The organism is Pedobacter cryoconitis (assembly GCF_014207135.1).
GTDB classification, from domain to species: domain Bacteria; phylum Bacteroidota; class Bacteroidia; order Sphingobacteriales; family Sphingobacteriaceae; genus Pedobacter; species Pedobacter cryoconitis_D.
Genome location: NZ_JACHCC010000004.1, coordinates 24855 through 43286, shown reverse-complemented (window position 1 = coordinate 43286; position 18432 = coordinate 24855). Strand labels below are relative to the sequence as shown.

Here is an 18432-nt window from a genome sequence, read left to right as displayed (position 1 = left end):
TAGTCATTAAAATAATAATACTCAAGTAAAAAAAAATACTACTTTTGCAACCCGTAATGGGAGAGGTGTCCGAGTGGTTGAAGGAGCACGCCTGGAAAGTGTGTATACCTCAAAAGGGTATCGAGGGTTCGAATCCCTCTCTCTCCGCGAGTAAAGAAAGTATATTTTAAACAAAAGACGTCTTAGGCATCAGCTTAAGACGTCTTTTTTGTTTTCTGGGATAGAGGTGAGGGGGCGATGCGTAAAGGTCTCCTCACCTCTAATAGTTGTCATAAAATATGAGTTCTTTCATGTTTTTACGTGCTTCCCATTTTAAAATTTCCAGCTCAGGCTGCTTCAGAAACTCTGTGGTGTAACCCAGGCAGAAATAACCGACCAGCTGGTTGCCGGCAGGGGCCTTTACAATTTGCTTTACCTTCTCCGGATCAATAATACTTACCCAGCCCATTCCTATATTCAGTGCCCTGGCCATTAACCACATGTTCTGTATGGCGCATACGACGCTATATAAGCCTACTTCCTGCATCGATGTTTGTCCAAGTACCGTTTCTTTTTTTTCTTTGTAAAAAACAGCGATATTCAATGGAGCTTCGCAAATTCCTTCCAGTTTTAACGCATTGTATTCCTTTTGTTTTTCGCCTCCAAAGAGTCCGGCTGCTTTCGCATTTTCCTGGTCGAAGCTGTCCCTGATTTGCTGTTTAATCTTTTCATCCCTAATCAGAACAAACTCCCATGGCTGGGAAAAACCTACAGAGGGGGCATTTACTGCAGCCATCAATATTTTATCGATCTCTTCTTCTCCCAAAGGCTTATTTAAGAAACGGTTTCCCCTTACATCTCTCCTGTTGACAATGATCTCTAACAAAAGATCAGCCTCTTGTTGATCAAATAACCTGTCGCTTCCCATTTTATGATTTAAATTGTGTGATAATTATTCAGAACATCTAAATTACCGATTTTTATAACGTTGATAAAGAGAATTAAGGGTATTGAAATTGATTTATAACTTTTGTAGTTTAGTATCAGTTTGTTAACAAATATTATTTCTATGATCAGCAATAAATACCTTTTAGCGGCAGGCTTTATAGTTTGCTTTGCATTTACTTCCCGTGCTCAGTATGTAGAAAAAGAGCCCGAACAAAAAGTGACCACTTTATATCCCCAGATGAAATTCGACTCAGTGCAGGCCAGAAGCGCACTGGCGAGGGGAACTGGAACTATTAAAGGTGTAGCTTTTACCAAACCCAAGACTGGATTTGGTTATAAAGCCCCTTTAGCTGGCCGCATTTATGCCAATAAAATGAAGGTCATCCTTTATCCTGTGACCCCATATTTTGAGGAGTGGTATAAACTGCGGAAGGATAAGGAAAACTATAAGAGTAAGGACTATAAAAAAAGAGTATATGTTTATCTGTCAGATGCTGCTTACAGGTTCCGTCTTGAGGCCATAACCAATAGCCAGGGCGAATTTACCTTTCCTGATATGAAACCGGGGAAATACTTCCTGACGGGTAACCTGAGCTGGGATGCAACCGGAACTTATGATCAGTATACGGGAAGTGGATATAACAATTATGGAGGAACGACCGACTATTATGACCGTAAAAGTTATACCGTTAATCATCAGGACAGGATCGAAGCATTCGTTGAAGTTAAAACCGATGGAGAGATCGTCGAAATGAAATTAAAATAAGAAAGCCCTGCTTTGATCTTCAAAGCAGGGCTTTTTGTTGGAAGAATAATTTTTATTGCTGATCTGCCAGTACGAATCCAGTAGCCGTTTTAAAGAACTTCACCGGTACATAGCTATACTTTCCTGCATAAGCATAATAAGTAATCACATAAGACACTTGTGGGTCCGCCACGGCATTAGGGAACTTAAGGTTAAGTGTATAGGCCAAAGCACCATTGATTTCGGTTGTAGACCATTGTGTGCCGTTGGTTGCACTGGTATTAAAACTTTTATATTGTGCAACGTTTGCTCTGTTTGCTGTCGTTCCGAAAGTATAATTTACATTCGGAAGATTAAGATTAGCATAATCGGCAGCAACCATCGTATAGTAAATAGTCGGATCTGGAATCCATTTACCTCCCTGTTTAAGGAAAGCAAGTGTAGTACTTGGCGACCAGTTTGTACCATCATAAGTCAGTACAAACACTTTTTGATGAGAAACTGTGGCAGATACATAATATTTATAAGTGATATATCTTACATCGCCTAGTTTCACAGTTAACATGACCGCAGGATCAGCTTTTAAAAGTGCATTAAGAGAAGAAGCAAGTGTAGCCACATCAGCAGAGACAAAGGCATTATTGACCCCTCTTCCCAGCGCAGTGTATTGTGCCGGAGAAACAAGGTAGATTTTTTGCCAGCCGATTGCCTGTAATAAGAAAGCTTCAGTAACCAATGTCCCAGTTGACGGAGTTACACCCGACTGGAAAAATGTATAGGTTAACAATACCAGTTTATTAGCATCAGTTGTAGCCTGCGGATACTTGTATTCTAAAAATGAGAGTACCTGTGCAGCACTGTAATTTTTATTGGTACCATTTCCTACAGCAGGAGCGCCTGTTGTATAGTCAGCAGCAGTAACCGTATACTGAATATTTGCATAAACACTATCAACAGGTTTAACGGTGTTTGTTTTATAACTGTAAGTCACATTCGCTTTCGTCCCGTCACCTAGCTGAGGGTAAGATTTGTTTAACATCGCAGTGATGCCTGTATTAGCTGCCGCAAGGCTTTCATAATTAGCCGTTGAGGTTACAGTTATCGTACGGGTAGCAGGGGCAGGGGTAAGGTTATTAATTGTATCCTTCATCGGATTACAAGAGGCAAATGCAACGGCAGCCATTGCCAGGAAAATATAGATGTAATTTTTCATGATAGTAATTTTAGAAATTGATTTTTAGTCCGGTAGTCCATGTTCTGCCAAATCCATAAAAAACAGTAGAACCCGCAGCCGTGCTTGTACCATTGGCATCATATGCATCTGCAACATATTTAGTATTCAATACGTTGTTCACGTTTACGATTAATGAAGAGTTTAAATTGGCAATTTTGAACTTGATAACAGCATTCAGGGCTAACAACGAATAATTTGGAATTTTCCATGGATTTGCACCTGCTTTAGTATAGTTGTAGAAGTTAAAGTCGGCGTTATAATTACCATAATAATTATAATCTGCACCTAGTTTTAACTCAGGTAATACCTGTACATCAAGACCAAGTGCTGCCGTGGTTTGTGCCTGATTACCAACTTTCAGTCCTTTCAGATAAACTTTAGAAATCGTTGGAGGAGGAAGATTGCTGCCAGTTTGTGCATTAACTGTTACAGGACCGATGTCATTCAGGTACTTCCAGTCACCCATAGAAAGCATACCGCTTAAGGTAACAGCCTGGATAGGTCTGTATCTGAAATCGAATTCAACACCCTGGTGTAATTCATTTACACCTGATAAGTTAAAAGTATATACTGTTCCGTCAGCCAGGGTCTGATTTACAGCCCTAGCACGGTCTCTGTAGGTAGATCTGTACAGGTTGATGTTTGCAGTAAGTGTTTTACTTCTGTAACCATAACCCAGTTCATAACTGAACATTTTTTCATTTTTAGCATCCGGGTTTATAAAGTTCTTATATTCCAGGAATACGTTTGTGAAAATAGGCGCTTTCTCCAGGTAACCAATATTAGCAAATACATTGCTGTGTTCATCCAGGTTATAATTTGCTCCACCTTTAGCCTGGTAGCCTAAAAAGCTCTTGTATGGCGTAGTCCTTGCCGGATCATCTGGTGTATAGTTGAAAAAGTCTATCCTTTTATAAGAGGTATTGGATGCTGCCAGGGAAGCGAAAGCAGTAATGTTATCTTTCGAGTATTCTACCTGACCTGATGCACCTTCCCAAAGTACTTTACTATTATAGTTATATTCAAATTTATCACCGGTTTTTAACATCGGGTTAGGGTTGTTGATATCTCCACGATAAGTACTTGAACTATTGATGCCCAACCAAGGATACGATACATAGTCAGCCCCTAAAAGATCAGTAATTTTTACGTAATGAGTTCCCTGATAGTATCTCAGGTCTACTCCTCCTGTGAAATTTAGGTACTTATTTAATTTTCTGTTATAAGTACTCATAGCACCAAACCAGTTATGGTTGTTGATTGAGGCATACAGATAAGATCCGGCAGCTCCATCAACTGTTGCCTTGTTAGCTGCTATTGCAGCGTCTAAATCATAAGGAGCATAAGCATATCCACCTACTCTTGGAAGCGCAACACTGCCCAGGTTTGAACCTCCGCCACCTATACCCTGAGAGGCATACAGTACAGTTGATAAACTCGATGATTCATCGATAGTCCAGTAGTCCGTTAAGGAAACAATTGGTTTATTGAAATAATTGTTCTTCACATTCACCACCTGTCCGTATTTAACACCCCAGTCCGGATTAAATTTAATCCCTTGCGGAGCATCTTCAAATGCCTGAATCGTTTGTTTACTCGATCTTTGTCCGTGCCACTGTGGGGCGCCCATACCTGTCAGGGAAAGCGTATGGTGGTCATTAAACTTCTTGGAAAGGTTAAAGAAGTAATTATATCCTGTAAATTGTAGACCCTCAGCATACATATTACCAGATGTACGTGAGCCCTGAGCAGAGAAGGCCCATCCTTTGTCATTCATCCCCGTAGAAACGTAAACAGATGTTTTCAGGAAGCCGTCGTTTCCAATTGTTTGCGAAATTGATCCTCCTTTTTCAACATCAGTACTTTTGGTAATGATATTGATAGTACCTCCAAGAGACGGAACAACAAGTTTCGTTGCACCAAGTCCTCTCTGAACCTGCATAGAAGAAGTAACATCTCTTAAACTAGCCCAGTTTGACCAGTAAACAGAACCATTTTCCATGTCATTAATTGGAATACCATTAACCATAATCGCCAGGTTAGCTGTACTGAAACCGCGGATACTGATCCTGGAATCTCCAAAACCACCACCCTGTTTTGTTGCCTGAACACCCGGGGTAGAGTTCAACAATTCAGGGAATTCCTGGCTACTGCCTTTTTCCTCGATCTGCTGCGCATTGATTGTCGAAACAGCTACCGGAGTTTTCCGGTCAATCGCAACGTTTGACCCAATGATCGCCACTTCTGACATTAAGCTCGAATTAGGAACAATTTTAATATTTCCAAGATTTGTTTTTCCTTCTTTAAGGATGATTTCTCTTGAGTTGTATCCAATGAAAGATACAATCAGAACTTTTGAGCCATCTTGTTTTTGTAATGAAAAACTTCCATCAAGCGAAGTTGAAGTGAAATTTCGGGTACCCTTAAAGCCGATGGATGCTCCTGGCAGAGATTCATTAGTCAATGAATCGACGATCTTACCACTGATTTTCTGCTGGGCGAATGCGCTGATAGCAAAAAACTGGATGAGTAAGGTAATTTTAATAAGTAAAGATTTTTTCATGCCTTTTGATTAAGTGAAAATTGCATTAAATTGAATTAGCGGGTTCAAAAGTGCATATCCGAAAAAAACTTATTAAAACGGGAGTATTAAATAATCATGAAGAATTGGCGTATTAATGCGGTTTTAATGTGAGATACTTAACATAGAAAAGGTTAAGTATAGATATAGTTATCCCATTTTCCCGGCTAAGGAAAGGATAATGTTTTGTTGTAATGTGTTGATTGTTAGTTGTCTGACTAATGTGTCTTTTTACCTGCACGAGTACCGGTCACAGTTATGCCTTTGCATTTTTCATAAGCCTCTGCGAAATGTTGATTAAAAGTGAGTACTACGGGGGCCTCAGGATCAACAGTAATATTGGTCAGTTTTCTTTCTTTAGGATAATACATCACCCATCCCAGGGTGCCCGTACCTTCAGTATCAAAAAATAACTTCAGCCTTAGCGAATCAGTGCTGTCCTCATCGATCAGCAGGTTTACTTTCTTCCTGTCAAAACCTTTCAGCGGAAAATTACTGCTGCGGACAAGCTCAGTAAGATAACGATAACAGTCATCTGGTTTATTTGCAGGGTTTTCAACAGGCCTGAATGAAACAAGGAAAAGGGTAGCCAGTAAAAAGAATGAAGCGGTTATATTTTTAGGAGACATTGATTGACAAATAATTAAGATACTAAAACAGATTATTTTGATTTTAATAAATCCACTTCTTCCCGGGCATATTCATTGGCCCATACTTCGAGTGCACTTAATGCCGGGGCAAGGGCTTTTCCTTTATCGGACAGTTTATAATAAACCTCAGGTGGAAAAGTGTTAACCTCACTTCTTATCAGTAATCCCTGGTGCTCCATTTGTTTCAGATGTTCCAGCAGTACCTTTTTCGTAACTTTGGGGATGATACGCCATAGTTCGGTAAAACGCATAGATTCCTGGTGAAACAGATGATACAGAATAATCGCCTTCCATTTGCCGGATAAAATGCCCAATGCTACGTTAAGCCCACAATGTTTAAACTGGTTGTAGTCCATGGTTACTAATTAGTGAACAGGTTACTTAAGGGTGAATTTCTTGCAGGTATCAGGCAGGAGTTTAACCTTTGCTTCACAAATTTAGATAAATATGATGAAGTTGCAACTCTTGCGTAATGCTACACAGTTATTGCATGTCAATGGTAAAAATATACTGATTGATCCGATGCTTGCTCCAAAAGAGAGCTATGATCCCTTTATGCAAACAAATAATACGAGGAGAAACCCCCTGGTCGATTTGCCGATCGATGGTGAACAGTTAAAAGAGCTGATCAGCCAGCTGGACGCCGTTTTATTGACCCATCTCCACACAGACCACTGGGATCAGACAGCAATGGAACTGCTTCCTAAAGATATTACCTTGTTTTGCCAGCCTGTTGATATCGAAACCATACATCAGGCGGGCTTTACTAATGTCAGGCCCATAGAAGAAGAACTGACCTGGCAGGGGATCAGCTTCAGTCGTACCGGAGGTCAGCATGGTACCGGTGAAATAGGGGAGCGTATGGGTATTGTTTCCGGGTATGTGATCAGCTACGGACAAGATTCCCTTTATATTGCAGGTGATACCATCTGGTGTGAAGAAGTAATCGCTGCATTAGAACAGTATAAACCTACACATATAGTCCTTAATGGCGGCGCGGCCAGGTTTATTGCTGGTAATCCGATAGTTATGGATATTGAAGACATTATCCGGGTTTGCAATTATGCACCAGGAGCCAAAAAATACGTTGTTCACCTAGAAGCCGTAAACCATGGTACTGAAAGCAGGGAACAAATCAGACAGGCCATAGCGGCAAAAGGACTTGACCAGAACTGCCATGTTCCTGAAGACGGTGAATTCATGTTTTAGGTATCTGAATGATTTTTATACATTAGCGATTATAGCATTGGTTTAGAATTATCAGAAAATATGAAAGCATTAACTTTCTCCAGCTTCGGCGGTTCCGAAGTCCTGGAATATATTGAAGTACCAGCCCCGGTCTTAAAAGAAGGCGAAATATTAGTTGAAATGAAGGCCATAGGGCTGAATTTCGCCGATATCTATCGGAGAAAAGGAAATTACCACCTGACCGGAGAGCCTCCCTACATTGCAGGTTACGAAGGCGCAGGGATCGTTGCTGATGCCAACCAGCATCCCGGATTTAAGAAAGGAGACAGAGTGGCTTTTGCCGATGTGCCTTTTGCCAATGCAGAATATGTTGCCTTACCCGTCACCCATGCCCTTCCATTGCCAGATGATATTAGTTTTGAGACCGCCGCTTCAGTTTTATTGCAGGGGCTGACAGCACACTATCTGGCTACAGACAGCCATCAGATCAAGGCTGGAGAGCAGGTCCTGATCCATGCGGTTGCGGGAGGGGTAGGTCAGTTACTGACCCAGATCACCAGGATCTTTGGTGCTAAAGTTATCGGATTAACTTCTTCAGAAGAAAAAGCAGCAATTGCCCGTCAGAATGGGGCTGACGAAGTCTATTTATACGGTGATGACTGGAAAAGACAGGTTCTGCGCGCGGCGGCTGGTGGAGTTGATGTCGTTTATGATAGTGTTGGCAGTACCTTGTCAGATAGTTTCAATGTAACTAAAGACTGTGGTCAGGTCGTGTTTTTTGGGATGAGCGGTGGAGACCCTGCTTTTGTCGATCCCAGAATGCTCATGGATGGCTCTAAAACACTTACCGGCGGAGATTTATGGAGTTACCTGACTTCAGCAGAAGAGCGTATTCAAAGATCGGGTCAGCTATTTGACTGGATCAGAACCAAAAAGATTTCTTTAGCTGCGCCCACATCTTTTAAATTATCTGAGGGTAAAGAAGCCCATGATTTCCTGGAGAGCAGAAAAAGCACCGGAAAAATAATTTTAATCCCATAAATATTTAATAGACATGCATAAAGGACGATTAGAAGCATTTAGTGATGGTGTGATTGCCATTATTATTACCATTATGGTACTGGAATTAAAAGTTCCCCATGGCGATGGTCCCAAGGCATTAATTCCGATGATCCCGGTGTTTATCAGTTACGTGATCAGTTTTGTTTACGTAGGTATCTACTGGAATAATCATCACCATATGCTCCAGGCAGTAAAAACCATAAACGGGGGTATTTTGTGGGCTAACCTGCACCTGTTATTCTGGTTGTCCCTGATCCCTTTTGTTACAGCCTGGATGGGAGAGAACCATTTCAGTTCCTGGCCTATGGCACTTTATGGTGTCGTTATGGTGATGTGTGCATTTGCCTATTCCATCTTATCCCATCTGCTCATTAAAAACGATGGGAAGAATTCGAATCTGAGTAGGGCTATAGGCAGAGGAACCAAAGGCAAAATATCTGTCGGACTTTATCTCATTGCGATCAGTTTGTCTATGGTTAATTCCTGGATAAGCTTCAGTTTGTATGTACTGGTTGCCATTATCTGGTTTATTCCCGACTCGAGGATAGAAAAAAGTCTGGCGGAAGGAGAATAAATTCGTAATATTATCTATTGAATGGCAATCCATTACCATGCTAACCAAATAGATTTTTTATGAAAAGACTGTTCCTTCTTCTGGCCTTTCTAGCCGTATTCCTGTTTACCAAAGCACAAACTTATACACCCACCTCAGAAAACCTCGCTAACCGGAAAGCATTTCAGGATATGAAATTCGGGATGTTTATCCATTGGGGGCCTTTCAGTATTCCCGGTTCGGGAGAATGGGTGATGAACGACAGGAATATTACTGTTCAGAATTATACCCGTCTGGAGAAGTTTTTTAATCCGATAGATTTTGATGCTGAGAAATATGTGAGCGCCGCAAAAAATGCCGGGATGAAGTATATTACTTTAATCACCCGTCATCACGATGGCTTTAGTCTGTGGGATACCAAATATTCCGATTTTAATATCATGCATACCCCCTATAAAAAAGATATTGTGAAGCTCATGGCTGATGAATGTCATAAACAGGGGATCAAATTAGTCTTATATTATTCCTTGCTGGATTGGCGAAGAGAAGATTATTCTTACTGGACAGGCAGAACCGGTCAGGGAACGGGGCGGAAGATACATGGCAACTGGGATGACTACATACAGTTTATGAAAAACCAACTGACCGAATTACTGACCAATTATGGGAAAATAGACGGGATATGGTTTGATGGATATTGGGATCAGGTTAAAAAAACCGGAATGAAGTCAGAGGTGGACTGGCATACTGCCGAGATCTATGGTTTAATCCATCAGTTGCAGCCTCAGTGTTTAGTGGGTAATAATCATCATGACGTTCCGCTGGCCGGAGAAGACTTCCAGATGTTTGAAAAAGATCTTCCAGGTGGGAATACCACTGGTTTCGGAGGTGCAGCAGCTTCGGCATTGCCGATGGAAACCTGCGAAACCATGAACAATTCATGGGGTTTCAATCTGACGGATACCAATTACAAGTCCGTACCTCAACTCATCCATTATATGGTTAGTGCAGCAGGGGGTAATGCCAATTTCTTACTCAATATCGGCCCTATGCCTAATGGGGAGATTCAGCCCGAGTTTACAGATACGCTGAATCATATCGGAGCCTGGATGAAGAAAAACGGAGAAACTATCTATGGAACAAGAGGAAACGTGATTCCTGTTCAGAAATGGGGAACTGCAACCAGAATGGATAAACATATTTACGTGCATATCTTAAAGGGCGAAAATGCGGCCTCTATATTGGTTCCCAAGCTAAAAGATAAAGTCGTTTCCGCGTCTTTATTTAGTGACAGGCAGAAGATTGCCTTTAAACAAAAACCAGAGGGTTTAATTCTCTACCTCGATAAAGTTAATCAGGATGCCATTGATACTATCGTTGATCTCGAAATGCAATAAATTGATTTGCTGTCTGTGAACCAAGACAGTACGGTACAGTTAACCCGATAGTAAGTTTTATAATTGTTTATATTCTAACCAGATATTATACCAATTATGCAAGTTATTCTCGGTGTTATATTCCATTTTATCGGCGGTTTTGCGTCAGGCAGTTTCTATATACCCTATAAAAAGGTCAGGGGCTGGGCCTGGGAAAGCTACTGGATTACCGGTGGCCTTTTCTCCTGGTTGATTGTTCCACCCCTTGCTGCCTGGCTGACTATTCCTGGTTTCGGAGAAATTATTCAGCATACCCATGGGGCTATACTCTGGCCGACTTATTCTTTCGGTGTACTTTGGGGCATAGGCGGTCTGACCTATGGCCTGGGCGTGAGATACCTGGGTATTTCTCTGGGCAGCTCAATTATACTGGGCCTCTGTGCCGTATTCGGGGCATTGGTTCCTGCTGTTTATTACGATATCTATCCAAAGGCCGGTAAAGACCAGTTTACCCAGCTGATCAGTATGCCCTGGGGGCAATGGGTGCTGGCCGGCCTGGTCATTTGTATTCTCGGAATTATTTTGTGTGGTCAGGCTGGCAGACGAAGAGAGAGGGATCTGGCGGTGCAGCTGAACGATCAGGACAGTATTCAATTAAAAAAAGAATTTAAGATTGGCCGTGGATTGCTGGTTGCGATCATTTCAGGAATTCTGAGTGCCTGTTTTGCTTTTGGGATAGATGCGGGGAAAGATATGGCATATGAAGCCAACCAACTCTGGAAAACATTACATCCCGGACAGGGAGAGTTCCTCTACCAGAATAATGTCACCTATGTCGTTTTGTTATGGGGAGGATTAACCACTAATCTCTTCTGGTGTCTGATATTGAACAGCCGGAATAAAACATTTAAAGATTATAGCGATAAAAAAACACCATTGCTGGCAAACTATATTTTTTGTGCATTGGCGGGTACAACCTGGTTCCTCCAGTTCTTTTTCTACGGAATGGGCGAGAGCAAACTCGGAAACGGGGCCAGTTCCTGGATTTTACATATGGCTTTCATCATTCTGGTTGCGAATGTATGGGGAATCGTATTGAAAGAATGGAAAGCTGCAAGCCGGAAAACTTTTTCGATGGTTTTAACAGGAATTACACTCATTATGCTCTCCATAATTGTTATTGGCTATGGGAACTCAATTAAATAATCAAATCTTAAATCAGATGTCTGTAGAAAAAGCAAGATTTAAATATGTGAACTATCTGTGGGATGAAGCCGAAGCTGCCAGTCTGGATGGAGACGACGTTGCACTTTTATTATACCGGTCAAATTTAATGGGTGCAGATTTGCGCTTGACTAATTACGGAGGAGGGAATACTTCCTGTAAGACGGAGGCTGTTGATCCCCTTACCGGTAAAACCGTTGAAGTCATGTGGATCAAAGGTTCCGGGGGAGATATTGGAACACTAAAGCGCGATGGGCTTTCCGCCTTATACCTCGACCGGCTGAGAAACCTGGAAAATATTTATCAGGGAGTTGATCGCGAAGACGAGATGGTTGAGTTGTTCAACCACTGTATTTATGATCTCCGGTCAAAGGCGCCATCTATAGATACCCCTTTACATAGCTTTCTGCCCTTTAAACATATCGATCATCTACATCCCGATGCAGCCATTGCGATTGCCGCGGCAAAGGATGGAAAACAAATCACAAAAGACCTCTTTAAAGGAACTATTGGCTGGGTAGACTGGCAGCGCCCGGGATTCGATCTCGGGCTAAAGCTCAGACAATGTCTCGATGAAAACCCTGGAATCCGGGGAATTATGCTTGGTTCCCATGGGTTATTTACCTGGGGCGATACCGCTTATGAAAGCTATTTGAATACACTTGAAGTGGTAGAAACCTGTGCGGTTTATCTGGAGGAACACTATGGGAAGAAGTCACCTATATTTGGCGGAGAAAAAATAAAAAGCCCGGAAAAGACCCGGAGAGAGAAACAAGCTGCTTTACTGGCGCCTGTACTGCGCGGGCTTTGTTCCACAGAAAAACAGATGATCGGACACTTTACCGATGCGTCCCCGGTACTTGAATTTATCAACTCAAATGATCTGGAAAGACTGGCTCCCCTTGGAACAAGCTGCCCCGACCATTTCTTAAGGACCAAAATCTCCCCACTGGTTTTAGACCTGAGTCCGGAAGAAGATCTTTCCGGTCCCGGGTGGCTCAAAGAAAGATTAATGCCAGCTTTTGCAGCTTACAGAGCAAAATACGCCGATTATTATAGGCAACATAAAAAGAAGGACAGTCCGGTTATCCGTGATACCAACCCTGTAATTATTTTATACCCCGGAATAGGTTTATTCTCCTTCTCAAAGGATAAACAGACTGCAAGAGTCGCAGCAGAATTTTATATCAATGCAATTAATGTCATTAAAGGGGCAGAGGCGATTTCTGAATATACCGCTTTGCCAGCTCAGGAAGCATTTGATATTGAATACTGGTTACTTGAAGAAGCTAAACTACAAAGAATGCCCAAACCCAAGGCCCTTTCAGGTAGAATTGCCCTGATTACAGGAAGTGCAGGGGGGATAGGAAAAGCCATAGCCAGAAAGTTTGCCGAAGAAGGAGCTGTTGTTGTGGTTAGTGATAATGATGCCCAGCGGCTGATAAGTGCTGACAGAGAATTTGGTCAATCCTTTGGAAAAGATGCCTACATCACAGCCGAACTTGATGTAACCAGTGGAGACGATATTCAAAATGCATTCCAGAAGGCTGCCCTGGCTTTTGGAGGCGTGGATCTGATTGTGAATTGCGCGGGGTTATCTATTTCCAAACCGATCGAAGAACATACAGACCACGACTGGGATTTACTTTATGATGTACTCGTGAAAGGACAGTTCAAAGTCACCCAGGCTGGTGTAAATATAATGCGTAAACAGGATATGGGAGGTGATATCCTGAATATAGTCAGTAAAAATGCATTGGTTTCCGGTCCTAACAATGCCGGTTATGGTTCTGCCAAGGCTGCACAGCTTCATTTGAGCAGACTAAACGCAGCAGAATTAGGTCATGATAAAATCAGGGTTAATGTAGTGAATCCAGACGCTGTGATTGCTGAAAGTAAAATCTGGGAAGGAGAATGGGCAGTCGGCAGGGCAAAAGCTTATGGTATCAGGGTCGAAGATTTACCCGCATTTTATGCCAGACGCACCTTACTCGATGAAATTATTCTGCCCGAAGATATTGCGAATGCCTGTCTGGCATTTACAGGTGGGCTGTTGAATAAATCAACTGGAAATGTATTAAATGTAGATGGCGGGATTGCTCCGGCATTTGTACGGTAATCAAAAAAATCATAAAATGGAAAAGCACGTTATAGCAGCTCATAATGAGAAATTACAGCATGATCATCAAAAACGGTTTGATTTCATCTCTTCAGAAAATGAATATATAGAAGAAATAGTCCTGCAGGTGATGAAATTTCAGTTAGCTATTCCCAGCTGGGCATTAGGTACAGGAGGGACACGTTTCGGCCGCTTTTCTGGTGGAGGTGAACCCCGCAACCTGGAAGAGAAAATAGAAGATATAGCCTTATTACATCAGCTAAATCAGGCGAGCGGGGCCGTTTCCCTGCATATTCCCTGGGATAAAACAGCTGATACCGCACAGCTCAAAGCTCTTGCAACGCATCATGGATTGCATTTTGATGCGATGAATTCAAATACTTTTCAGGATCAGCCCGGACAGCAGTACAGTTATAAATATGGTTCATTACAACATGTAGATAAAGCGGTCCGCCAGCAGGCGATAGTACATAATATTGAGGTGATAACGCAAGGGGTGGCATTGGGATCTGATGCACTGACCATCTGGCTGGCCGATGGTTCCTGTTTTCCAGGGCAACTCAGTTTCAGAAAGGCCTTTCAAAATACGCTCGAAAGTTTGACAGAAATATATGCCGCATTACCAGAAAACTGGAAGGTATTTATAGAATATAAGGCTTTTGAACCTAATTTCTATTCGACTACAGTAGGAGACTGGGGGCAGTCCTTATTATATGCGAATAAATTAGGCTCTAAAGCCTATACCCTGGTAGATTTAGGACACCATCTGCCGAATGCAAATATAGAGCAGATTGTATCCCTTTTACTGATGGAAGATAAGCTGGGAGGTTTTCATTTCAACGATTCTAAATTCGGGGATGATGATTTAACCGCAGGAAGTATAAAACCCTATCAGTTATTCCTTATTTTTAATGAGCTGGTAGAAGGGCTCGATGCTAAAGGAATCGATCATGCCCGGGGACTGGCTTGGATGATCGATACTTCACATAATGTCAAAGATCCGCTTGAAGACCTGTTACAATCTGTAGAAGCCATTCTTTTGGCCTATACGCAAGCTTTGTTAATTGATCGGAATGCACTGAATAATGCACAACTGGAAAATGATGTGGTGCGCTGCCAGGAAATTCTGCAGCACGCATTTCGGACCGATGTCAGAGCGATTGTCCGCGAAGCCCGCTTGCGAAACGGAGGTGCTGCGTTGCCTTTACAGCTCTTCCGTGAACAACAAGTCAGAAAAAAGCTAATTAACCACAGAGGAGAGAAAACCATAGCCATTGGATTATAATGGAAGCTATCCCCGTTATTATTGTATTCGATGTCGGCAAAACGAATAAAAAGGTTTTTGTATTTGATGAGCACTATAAAATTGTCTTTGAACGGACCGCCCGTTTTAAAGAAATGACAGATGAAGATGGAGATCCCTGTGAAAACCTCGAAAGTCTGAAAGCTTCCATTTATGATACCTTACACGAGCTGTTCAGACACAAAGAGTTTGCTGTCAAAGCAGTGAATTTCTCTGCTTACGGAGCGAGTCTGGTTTATATCGATGAACACGGAAACCCACTAACACCTTTATATAATTACCTGAAGAGCTATCCCGAAGAGCTTCAGCAGGATTTCTATCAGCAATACGGCACCAGAGAGGAAATTGCTTTGGCTACAGCTTCACCAGCTTCAGGAAGTCTGAACTCTGGGATGCAATTGTACAGGATCAAAAAAGAAAAACCAGCACTTTATCAGCAGATAAGGTATGCAGTACATCTCCCCCAATATCTCAGTTATCTGGTTTCCGGAATTGTCTGCTCAGAGTTAACCAGTATAGGTTGCCATACACAACTTTGGGATTTTAGACAAAATAAATATCATAACTGGGTACAAGAAGAAGGCCTGGAAAAAAAACTACCCCCTATTACGACTGCCGGACAAATTTTTTCAACTGTTTTTGAAGGAAAGTCATTTCAGGCTGGAAGCGGTTTACACGATAGTTCTGCGGCATTAATCCCTTATCTGTTTAGTTTTCATGAGCCTTTTGTGCTGATCTCTACAGGTACCTGGTGTATTAGTCTGAACCCCTTTAATCATACTCCTTTAACAACCGCTGAACTTGAAAAAAACTGTCTCTGTTATCTGCAATATCAGGGAAAACCAGTAAAATCCTCTCGTCTTTTTGCGGGATATGAACATGATCAGCAATTGAGACGGATAGCCGGATATTTTAAGCAAGGGATAAACCGTTACAGAACAATGCCGTACGATGCAGCTATTGCAGATAGCTTAATTAAAGAAGAGTATAAATATCTCGATGGAGAGGAACTTCATTTCATTAAACGTAATCTTTCTCATTTTTCGTCAGATACTATAGCATATCACCAGTTAATTCTTGATATTGCAGTCCAGCAGCACACCTCTACCAAATTAGTGATGGCGGATCAGCAGGTGAAGAGGATTTTCGTAGACGGAGGCTTCAGTAAAAATGAAATTTATATGAACCTGATGGCCAGAATGTTTCCTGATACAGCAGTTTTTGCCGCCTCTGTGGCACAGGCTACTGCAATTGGGGCAGCATTGGCTATCCATAAATCCTGGAATGCGAAACCTATGCCGAACGATCTGATTGAATTAAAGTATTATGCTATTCCCAACAGCCTTACCCTATGAAGAAAGTAGGCTTGTTTATTCCCTGTTACGTAGACCAGTTTTATCCCGGAGCTGGCATTGCTACTTATCAATTGCTTAAAAAACTAGGGCTGGATGTTACCTATCCGACCGGGCAAACCTGTTGCGGGCAGCCGATGGCTAATTCGGGGTTTGAACATCTGACCCAGGGTTGCAATCAGTTGTTTGTAGATAACTTTGCTGAATTCGATTATATCGTATCTCCTTCGGGAAGTTGTGTATTACATATTAAGGAACATTTACATACTACGCATTCCGAAAATCAGGCTGCCGAAATCAGAACCAAAGTTTATGAACTGGTAGAATTCCTGGTTGATATTGTTAAAGTGAAAAACCTTAAAGCCAGGTTCCCGCATAAGGTGGGCCTGCATCAAAGTTGTCATGGCCAGAGAGGTTTATATCTTTCCCAGATGAGCGAACTCGTTGCACCCGGTTTTTCCAAACCTCTCCAATTGCTGTCACAGGTTGAAGGTCTGGAGCTGATTACGCTGAAACGAGGAGATGAATGCTGCGGTTTTGGCGGGACATTTTGTGTGGTGGAGGAGGCCGTATCCGTGAAAATGGGTAAAGACAGAGTTAAAGATCACCTGGTTAATGGTGCAGAATATATCACCGGTGCAGATATGTCTTGTTTAATGCATATGGAAGGGATCTTGAAAAGAGAGAATAGTCAGGTAAAAGTGCTGCACATTGCAGAGATACTAAATGCAGAATAAGATTTTGATGAGCGGAGCAACCAAAACACACCCAGAGTTATCAGAAACATTTAATCAGGACGAAGCAAGGGTAGACTGGCACGATGAGACACTCTGGTGGATCAGGCAGAAAAGAGATAAATCGGCCGGTAGTATTCCTGAATGGGAAACACTGAGAGAAAAAGCCTCACAAATTAAAGACCATGTACTTTCAGAACTGGCCGGATATCTGGTTAGTTTTGAGGAAAATGCCAAAGCCAACGGAATCATTGTCCATTGGGCAGCAGATGCCCTGGAGCATAACCAGATCGTACACTCCATTCTGGAGAAACATGGCATCAGCCAGATGGTTAAAAGTAAATCAATGCTGACAGAAGAATGTCACCTCAATGAATATCTGGAGCAGAAAGGCATTGGTGTGATTGATTCCGATTTGGGTGAGCGGATTGTGCAGCTGGCCAAAGAACCACCCAGTCATATTGTATTACCCTGTATCCATAAGAAAAAAGAAGAAATCGGAGATCTGTTTCATTTGCACCTTGGTGTTCCTGCAGGAACATCAGATCCGCAAATCCTGACAGAGGCAGCCAGACAACACCTCAGAGAAACATTTCTGACCCGTAAAGCAGCATTGACAGGTGTGAATTTCGCGATTGCAGAGACTGGTGAGTTTGTAGTCTGTACCAATGAGGGGAATGCGGATATGGGAGCCCACCTGGCAGATGTACATATAGCCTGTATGGGTATCGAAAAGATTATTCCAAAACGGAAACATCTCGGCGTTTTTTTAAGGCTGCTGGCCAGGAGTGCTACCGGACAACCAGTGACCACTTATTCCAGTCATTTTAAAAAACCAAGAAAGGGCCAGGAAATGCATATAGTCCTGGTTGATAACGGTCGTACGGTTCAGATGGGACGTGAAGATTTCAGGGCTTCCTTAAAATGTATTCGCTGTGGAGCTTGTATGAATACCTGTCCGGTATACCGCAGGAGTGGTGGACATAGTTATCATTATGCAATTTCAGGGCCCATAGGTGCAATTCTTGCTCCTAATCTCGACAGAGAGAAATATGCAGATTTACCCTTTGCTTCTACACTTTGTGGTTCCTGCTCCAATGTCTGTCCGGTAAAAATTGATATCCATCAGCAACTTTATAAATGGAGACAGGTCATCGTTAAAGAGGGGTATGCAGCCTCTTCTAAAAAACTAAGCATGAAACTCATGACCTTTACACTTTCTTCCCCTGGTGTTTACCGTACAGCCGGAAAGGCAGGAAGATGGGTATTAAAACATATCCCTTTTGCAGTGAACAACCAGTTCAATCCCTGGTATAAACAAAGAGAAATGCCTGCAGTGCCTAAAGAATCTTTCGGCGAATGGTATAAAAAAGAAAATCAATAA

General features: G+C 42.1%; 16 protein-coding genes and 1 tRNA gene. 12 read left to right on the top strand and 5 right to left on the bottom strand.

The genetic code is table 11. The features are described 5' to 3' along the window. Window positions 1–59 precede the first annotated feature (59 nt). Window positions 60–147: transfer RNA gene (locus HDF25_RS07780), tRNA-Ser, on the top strand. Window positions 148–259: 112 nt separating this feature from the next. Here the strand turns inward: HDF25_RS07780 and bluB are convergent. Next, window positions 260–907, bottom strand: a complete 648-nt coding sequence (bluB, locus tag HDF25_RS07775; RefSeq protein WP_184624183.1) for a 5,6-dimethylbenzimidazole synthase — start codon at window positions 905–907, stop codon at window positions 260–262. A 141-nt stretch (window positions 908–1048) separates the two neighbouring features. Between bluB and HDF25_RS07770 the strand changes: the two genes are divergently transcribed. Next, entirely contained in the window at window positions 1049–1693 is a 645-nt protein-coding gene (locus HDF25_RS07770) for a carboxypeptidase-like regulatory domain-containing protein (protein WP_184624182.1), read from the top strand. 52 nt (window positions 1694–1745) lie between these two features. Here the strand turns inward: HDF25_RS07770 and HDF25_RS07765 are convergent, their stop codons facing one another. From HDF25_RS07765 to HDF25_RS07750, 4 genes are all read right to left on the bottom strand, one after another. Then, on the bottom strand, window positions 1746–2885 hold the full coding sequence (locus HDF25_RS07765; protein ID WP_184624181.1) for a hypothetical protein: 1140 nt from the start codon (window positions 2883–2885) through the stop codon (window positions 1746–1748). Between the two features lie 10 nt (window positions 2886–2895). After that, the gene (locus HDF25_RS07760; protein ID WP_184624180.1) at window positions 2896–5469 is read right to left on the bottom strand and encodes a TonB-dependent receptor; all 2574 of its coding nucleotides are present in this window, start codon (window positions 5467–5469) and stop codon (window positions 2896–2898) included. A 236-nt stretch (window positions 5470–5705) separates the two neighbouring features. Beyond that, window positions 5706–6116, bottom strand: a complete 411-nt coding sequence (locus HDF25_RS07755; protein ID WP_221450877.1) for a hypothetical protein — start codon at window positions 6114–6116, stop codon at window positions 5706–5708. A 32-nt stretch (window positions 6117–6148) separates the two neighbouring features. Then, window positions 6149–6493 carry a winged helix-turn-helix transcriptional regulator gene (locus HDF25_RS07750; protein ID WP_184624179.1) on the bottom strand — a complete coding sequence of 115 codons (345 nt, stop codon included), beginning with the start codon at window positions 6491–6493 and terminating at the stop codon, window positions 6149–6151. 91 nt (window positions 6494–6584) lie between these two features. Between HDF25_RS07750 and HDF25_RS07745 the strand changes: the two genes are divergently transcribed. From HDF25_RS07745 to HDF25_RS07700, 10 genes are all read left to right on the top strand, one after another. Next, entirely contained in the window at window positions 6585–7346 is a 762-nt protein-coding gene (locus HDF25_RS07745; RefSeq protein ID WP_221450876.1) for an MBL fold metallo-hydrolase, read from the top strand. Between the two features lie 60 nt (window positions 7347–7406). Beyond that, a complete protein-coding gene (locus tag HDF25_RS07740) occupies window positions 7407–8366 on the top strand; it encodes a quinone oxidoreductase family protein (protein ID WP_184624178.1) in 960 nt (319 codons plus the stop codon). 13 nt (window positions 8367–8379) lie between these two features. Then, window positions 8380–8961 (top strand): TMEM175 family protein, encoded by a 582-nt coding sequence (locus HDF25_RS07735; RefSeq protein WP_184624177.1) that lies wholly within the window; start codon window positions 8380–8382, stop codon window positions 8959–8961. 59 nt (window positions 8962–9020) lie between these two features. Further along, window positions 9021–10337 (top strand): alpha-L-fucosidase, encoded by a 1317-nt coding sequence (locus HDF25_RS07730; RefSeq protein ID WP_184624176.1) that lies wholly within the window; start codon window positions 9021–9023, stop codon window positions 10335–10337. 96 nt (window positions 10338–10433) lie between these two features. Next, window positions 10434–11522: an L-rhamnose/proton symporter RhaT gene (rhaT, locus tag HDF25_RS07725; RefSeq protein WP_184624175.1), complete on the top strand. Its 1089-nt coding sequence runs from the start codon at window positions 10434–10436 to the stop codon at window positions 11520–11522. 16 nt (window positions 11523–11538) lie between these two features. Then, window positions 11539–13659: a bifunctional aldolase/short-chain dehydrogenase gene (locus HDF25_RS07720; protein ID WP_184624536.1), complete on the top strand. Its 2121-nt coding sequence runs from the start codon at window positions 11539–11541 to the stop codon at window positions 13657–13659. Between the two features lie 16 nt (window positions 13660–13675). After that, window positions 13676–14944, top strand: a complete 1269-nt coding sequence (locus tag HDF25_RS07715) for a TIM barrel protein (RefSeq protein WP_184624174.1) — start codon at window positions 13676–13678, stop codon at window positions 14942–14944. After that, a complete protein-coding gene (locus HDF25_RS07710) occupies window positions 14944–16317 on the top strand; it encodes an FGGY-family carbohydrate kinase (protein ID WP_184624173.1) in 1374 nt (457 codons plus the stop codon). The genes HDF25_RS07715 and HDF25_RS07710 overlap by 1 nt, the downstream gene beginning before the upstream one ends. Further along, on the top strand, window positions 16314–17051 hold the full coding sequence (locus HDF25_RS07705; RefSeq protein ID WP_184624172.1) for a (Fe-S)-binding protein: 738 nt from the start codon (window positions 16314–16316) through the stop codon (window positions 17049–17051). The genes HDF25_RS07710 and HDF25_RS07705 overlap by 4 nt, the downstream gene beginning before the upstream one ends. After that, the gene (locus HDF25_RS07700) at window positions 17041–18432 is read left to right on the top strand and encodes a lactate utilization protein B (RefSeq protein WP_260409339.1); all 1392 of its coding nucleotides are present in this window, start codon (window positions 17041–17043) and stop codon (window positions 18430–18432) included. Before HDF25_RS07705 ends, HDF25_RS07700 begins: the two co-directional genes overlap by 11 nt.

Coding starts and splice junctions, on each gene's coding strand:
- bluB (WP_184624183.1), bottom strand. CDS start 907: ATGGGAAGCGACAGGTTATTTGATCAACAAGAGGCTGATCTTTTGTTA.
- HDF25_RS07770 (WP_184624182.1), top strand. CDS start 1,049: ATGATCAGCAATAAATACCTTTTAGCGGCAGGCTTTATAGTTTGCTTT.
- HDF25_RS07765 (WP_184624181.1), bottom strand. CDS start 2,885: ATGAAAAATTACATCTATATTTTCCTGGCAATGGCTGCCGTTGCATTT.
- HDF25_RS07760 (WP_184624180.1), bottom strand. CDS start 5,469: ATGAAAAAATCTTTACTTATTAAAATTACCTTACTCATCCAGTTTTTT.
- HDF25_RS07755 (WP_221450877.1), bottom strand. CDS start 6,116: ATGTCTCCTAAAAATATAACCGCTTCATTCTTTTTACTGGCTACCCTT.
- HDF25_RS07750 (WP_184624179.1), bottom strand. CDS start 6,493: ATGGACTACAACCAGTTTAAACATTGTGGGCTTAACGTAGCATTGGGC.
- HDF25_RS07745 (WP_221450876.1), top strand. CDS start 6,585: ATGATGAAGTTGCAACTCTTGCGTAATGCTACACAGTTATTGCATGTC.
- HDF25_RS07740 (WP_184624178.1), top strand. CDS start 7,407: ATGAAAGCATTAACTTTCTCCAGCTTCGGCGGTTCCGAAGTCCTGGAA.
- HDF25_RS07735 (WP_184624177.1), top strand. CDS start 8,380: ATGCATAAAGGACGATTAGAAGCATTTAGTGATGGTGTGATTGCCATT.
- HDF25_RS07730 (WP_184624176.1), top strand. CDS start 9,021: ATGAAAAGACTGTTCCTTCTTCTGGCCTTTCTAGCCGTATTCCTGTTT.
- rhaT (WP_184624175.1), top strand. CDS start 10,434: ATGCAAGTTATTCTCGGTGTTATATTCCATTTTATCGGCGGTTTTGCG.
- HDF25_RS07720 (WP_184624536.1), top strand. CDS start 11,539: ATGTCTGTAGAAAAAGCAAGATTTAAATATGTGAACTATCTGTGGGAT.
- HDF25_RS07715 (WP_184624174.1), top strand. CDS start 13,676: ATGGAAAAGCACGTTATAGCAGCTCATAATGAGAAATTACAGCATGAT.
- HDF25_RS07710 (WP_184624173.1), top strand. CDS start 14,944: ATGGAAGCTATCCCCGTTATTATTGTATTCGATGTCGGCAAAACGAAT.
- HDF25_RS07705 (WP_184624172.1), top strand. CDS start 16,314: ATGAAGAAAGTAGGCTTGTTTATTCCCTGTTACGTAGACCAGTTTTAT.
- HDF25_RS07700 (WP_260409339.1), top strand. CDS start 17,041: ATGCAGAATAAGATTTTGATGAGCGGAGCAACCAAAACACACCCAGAG.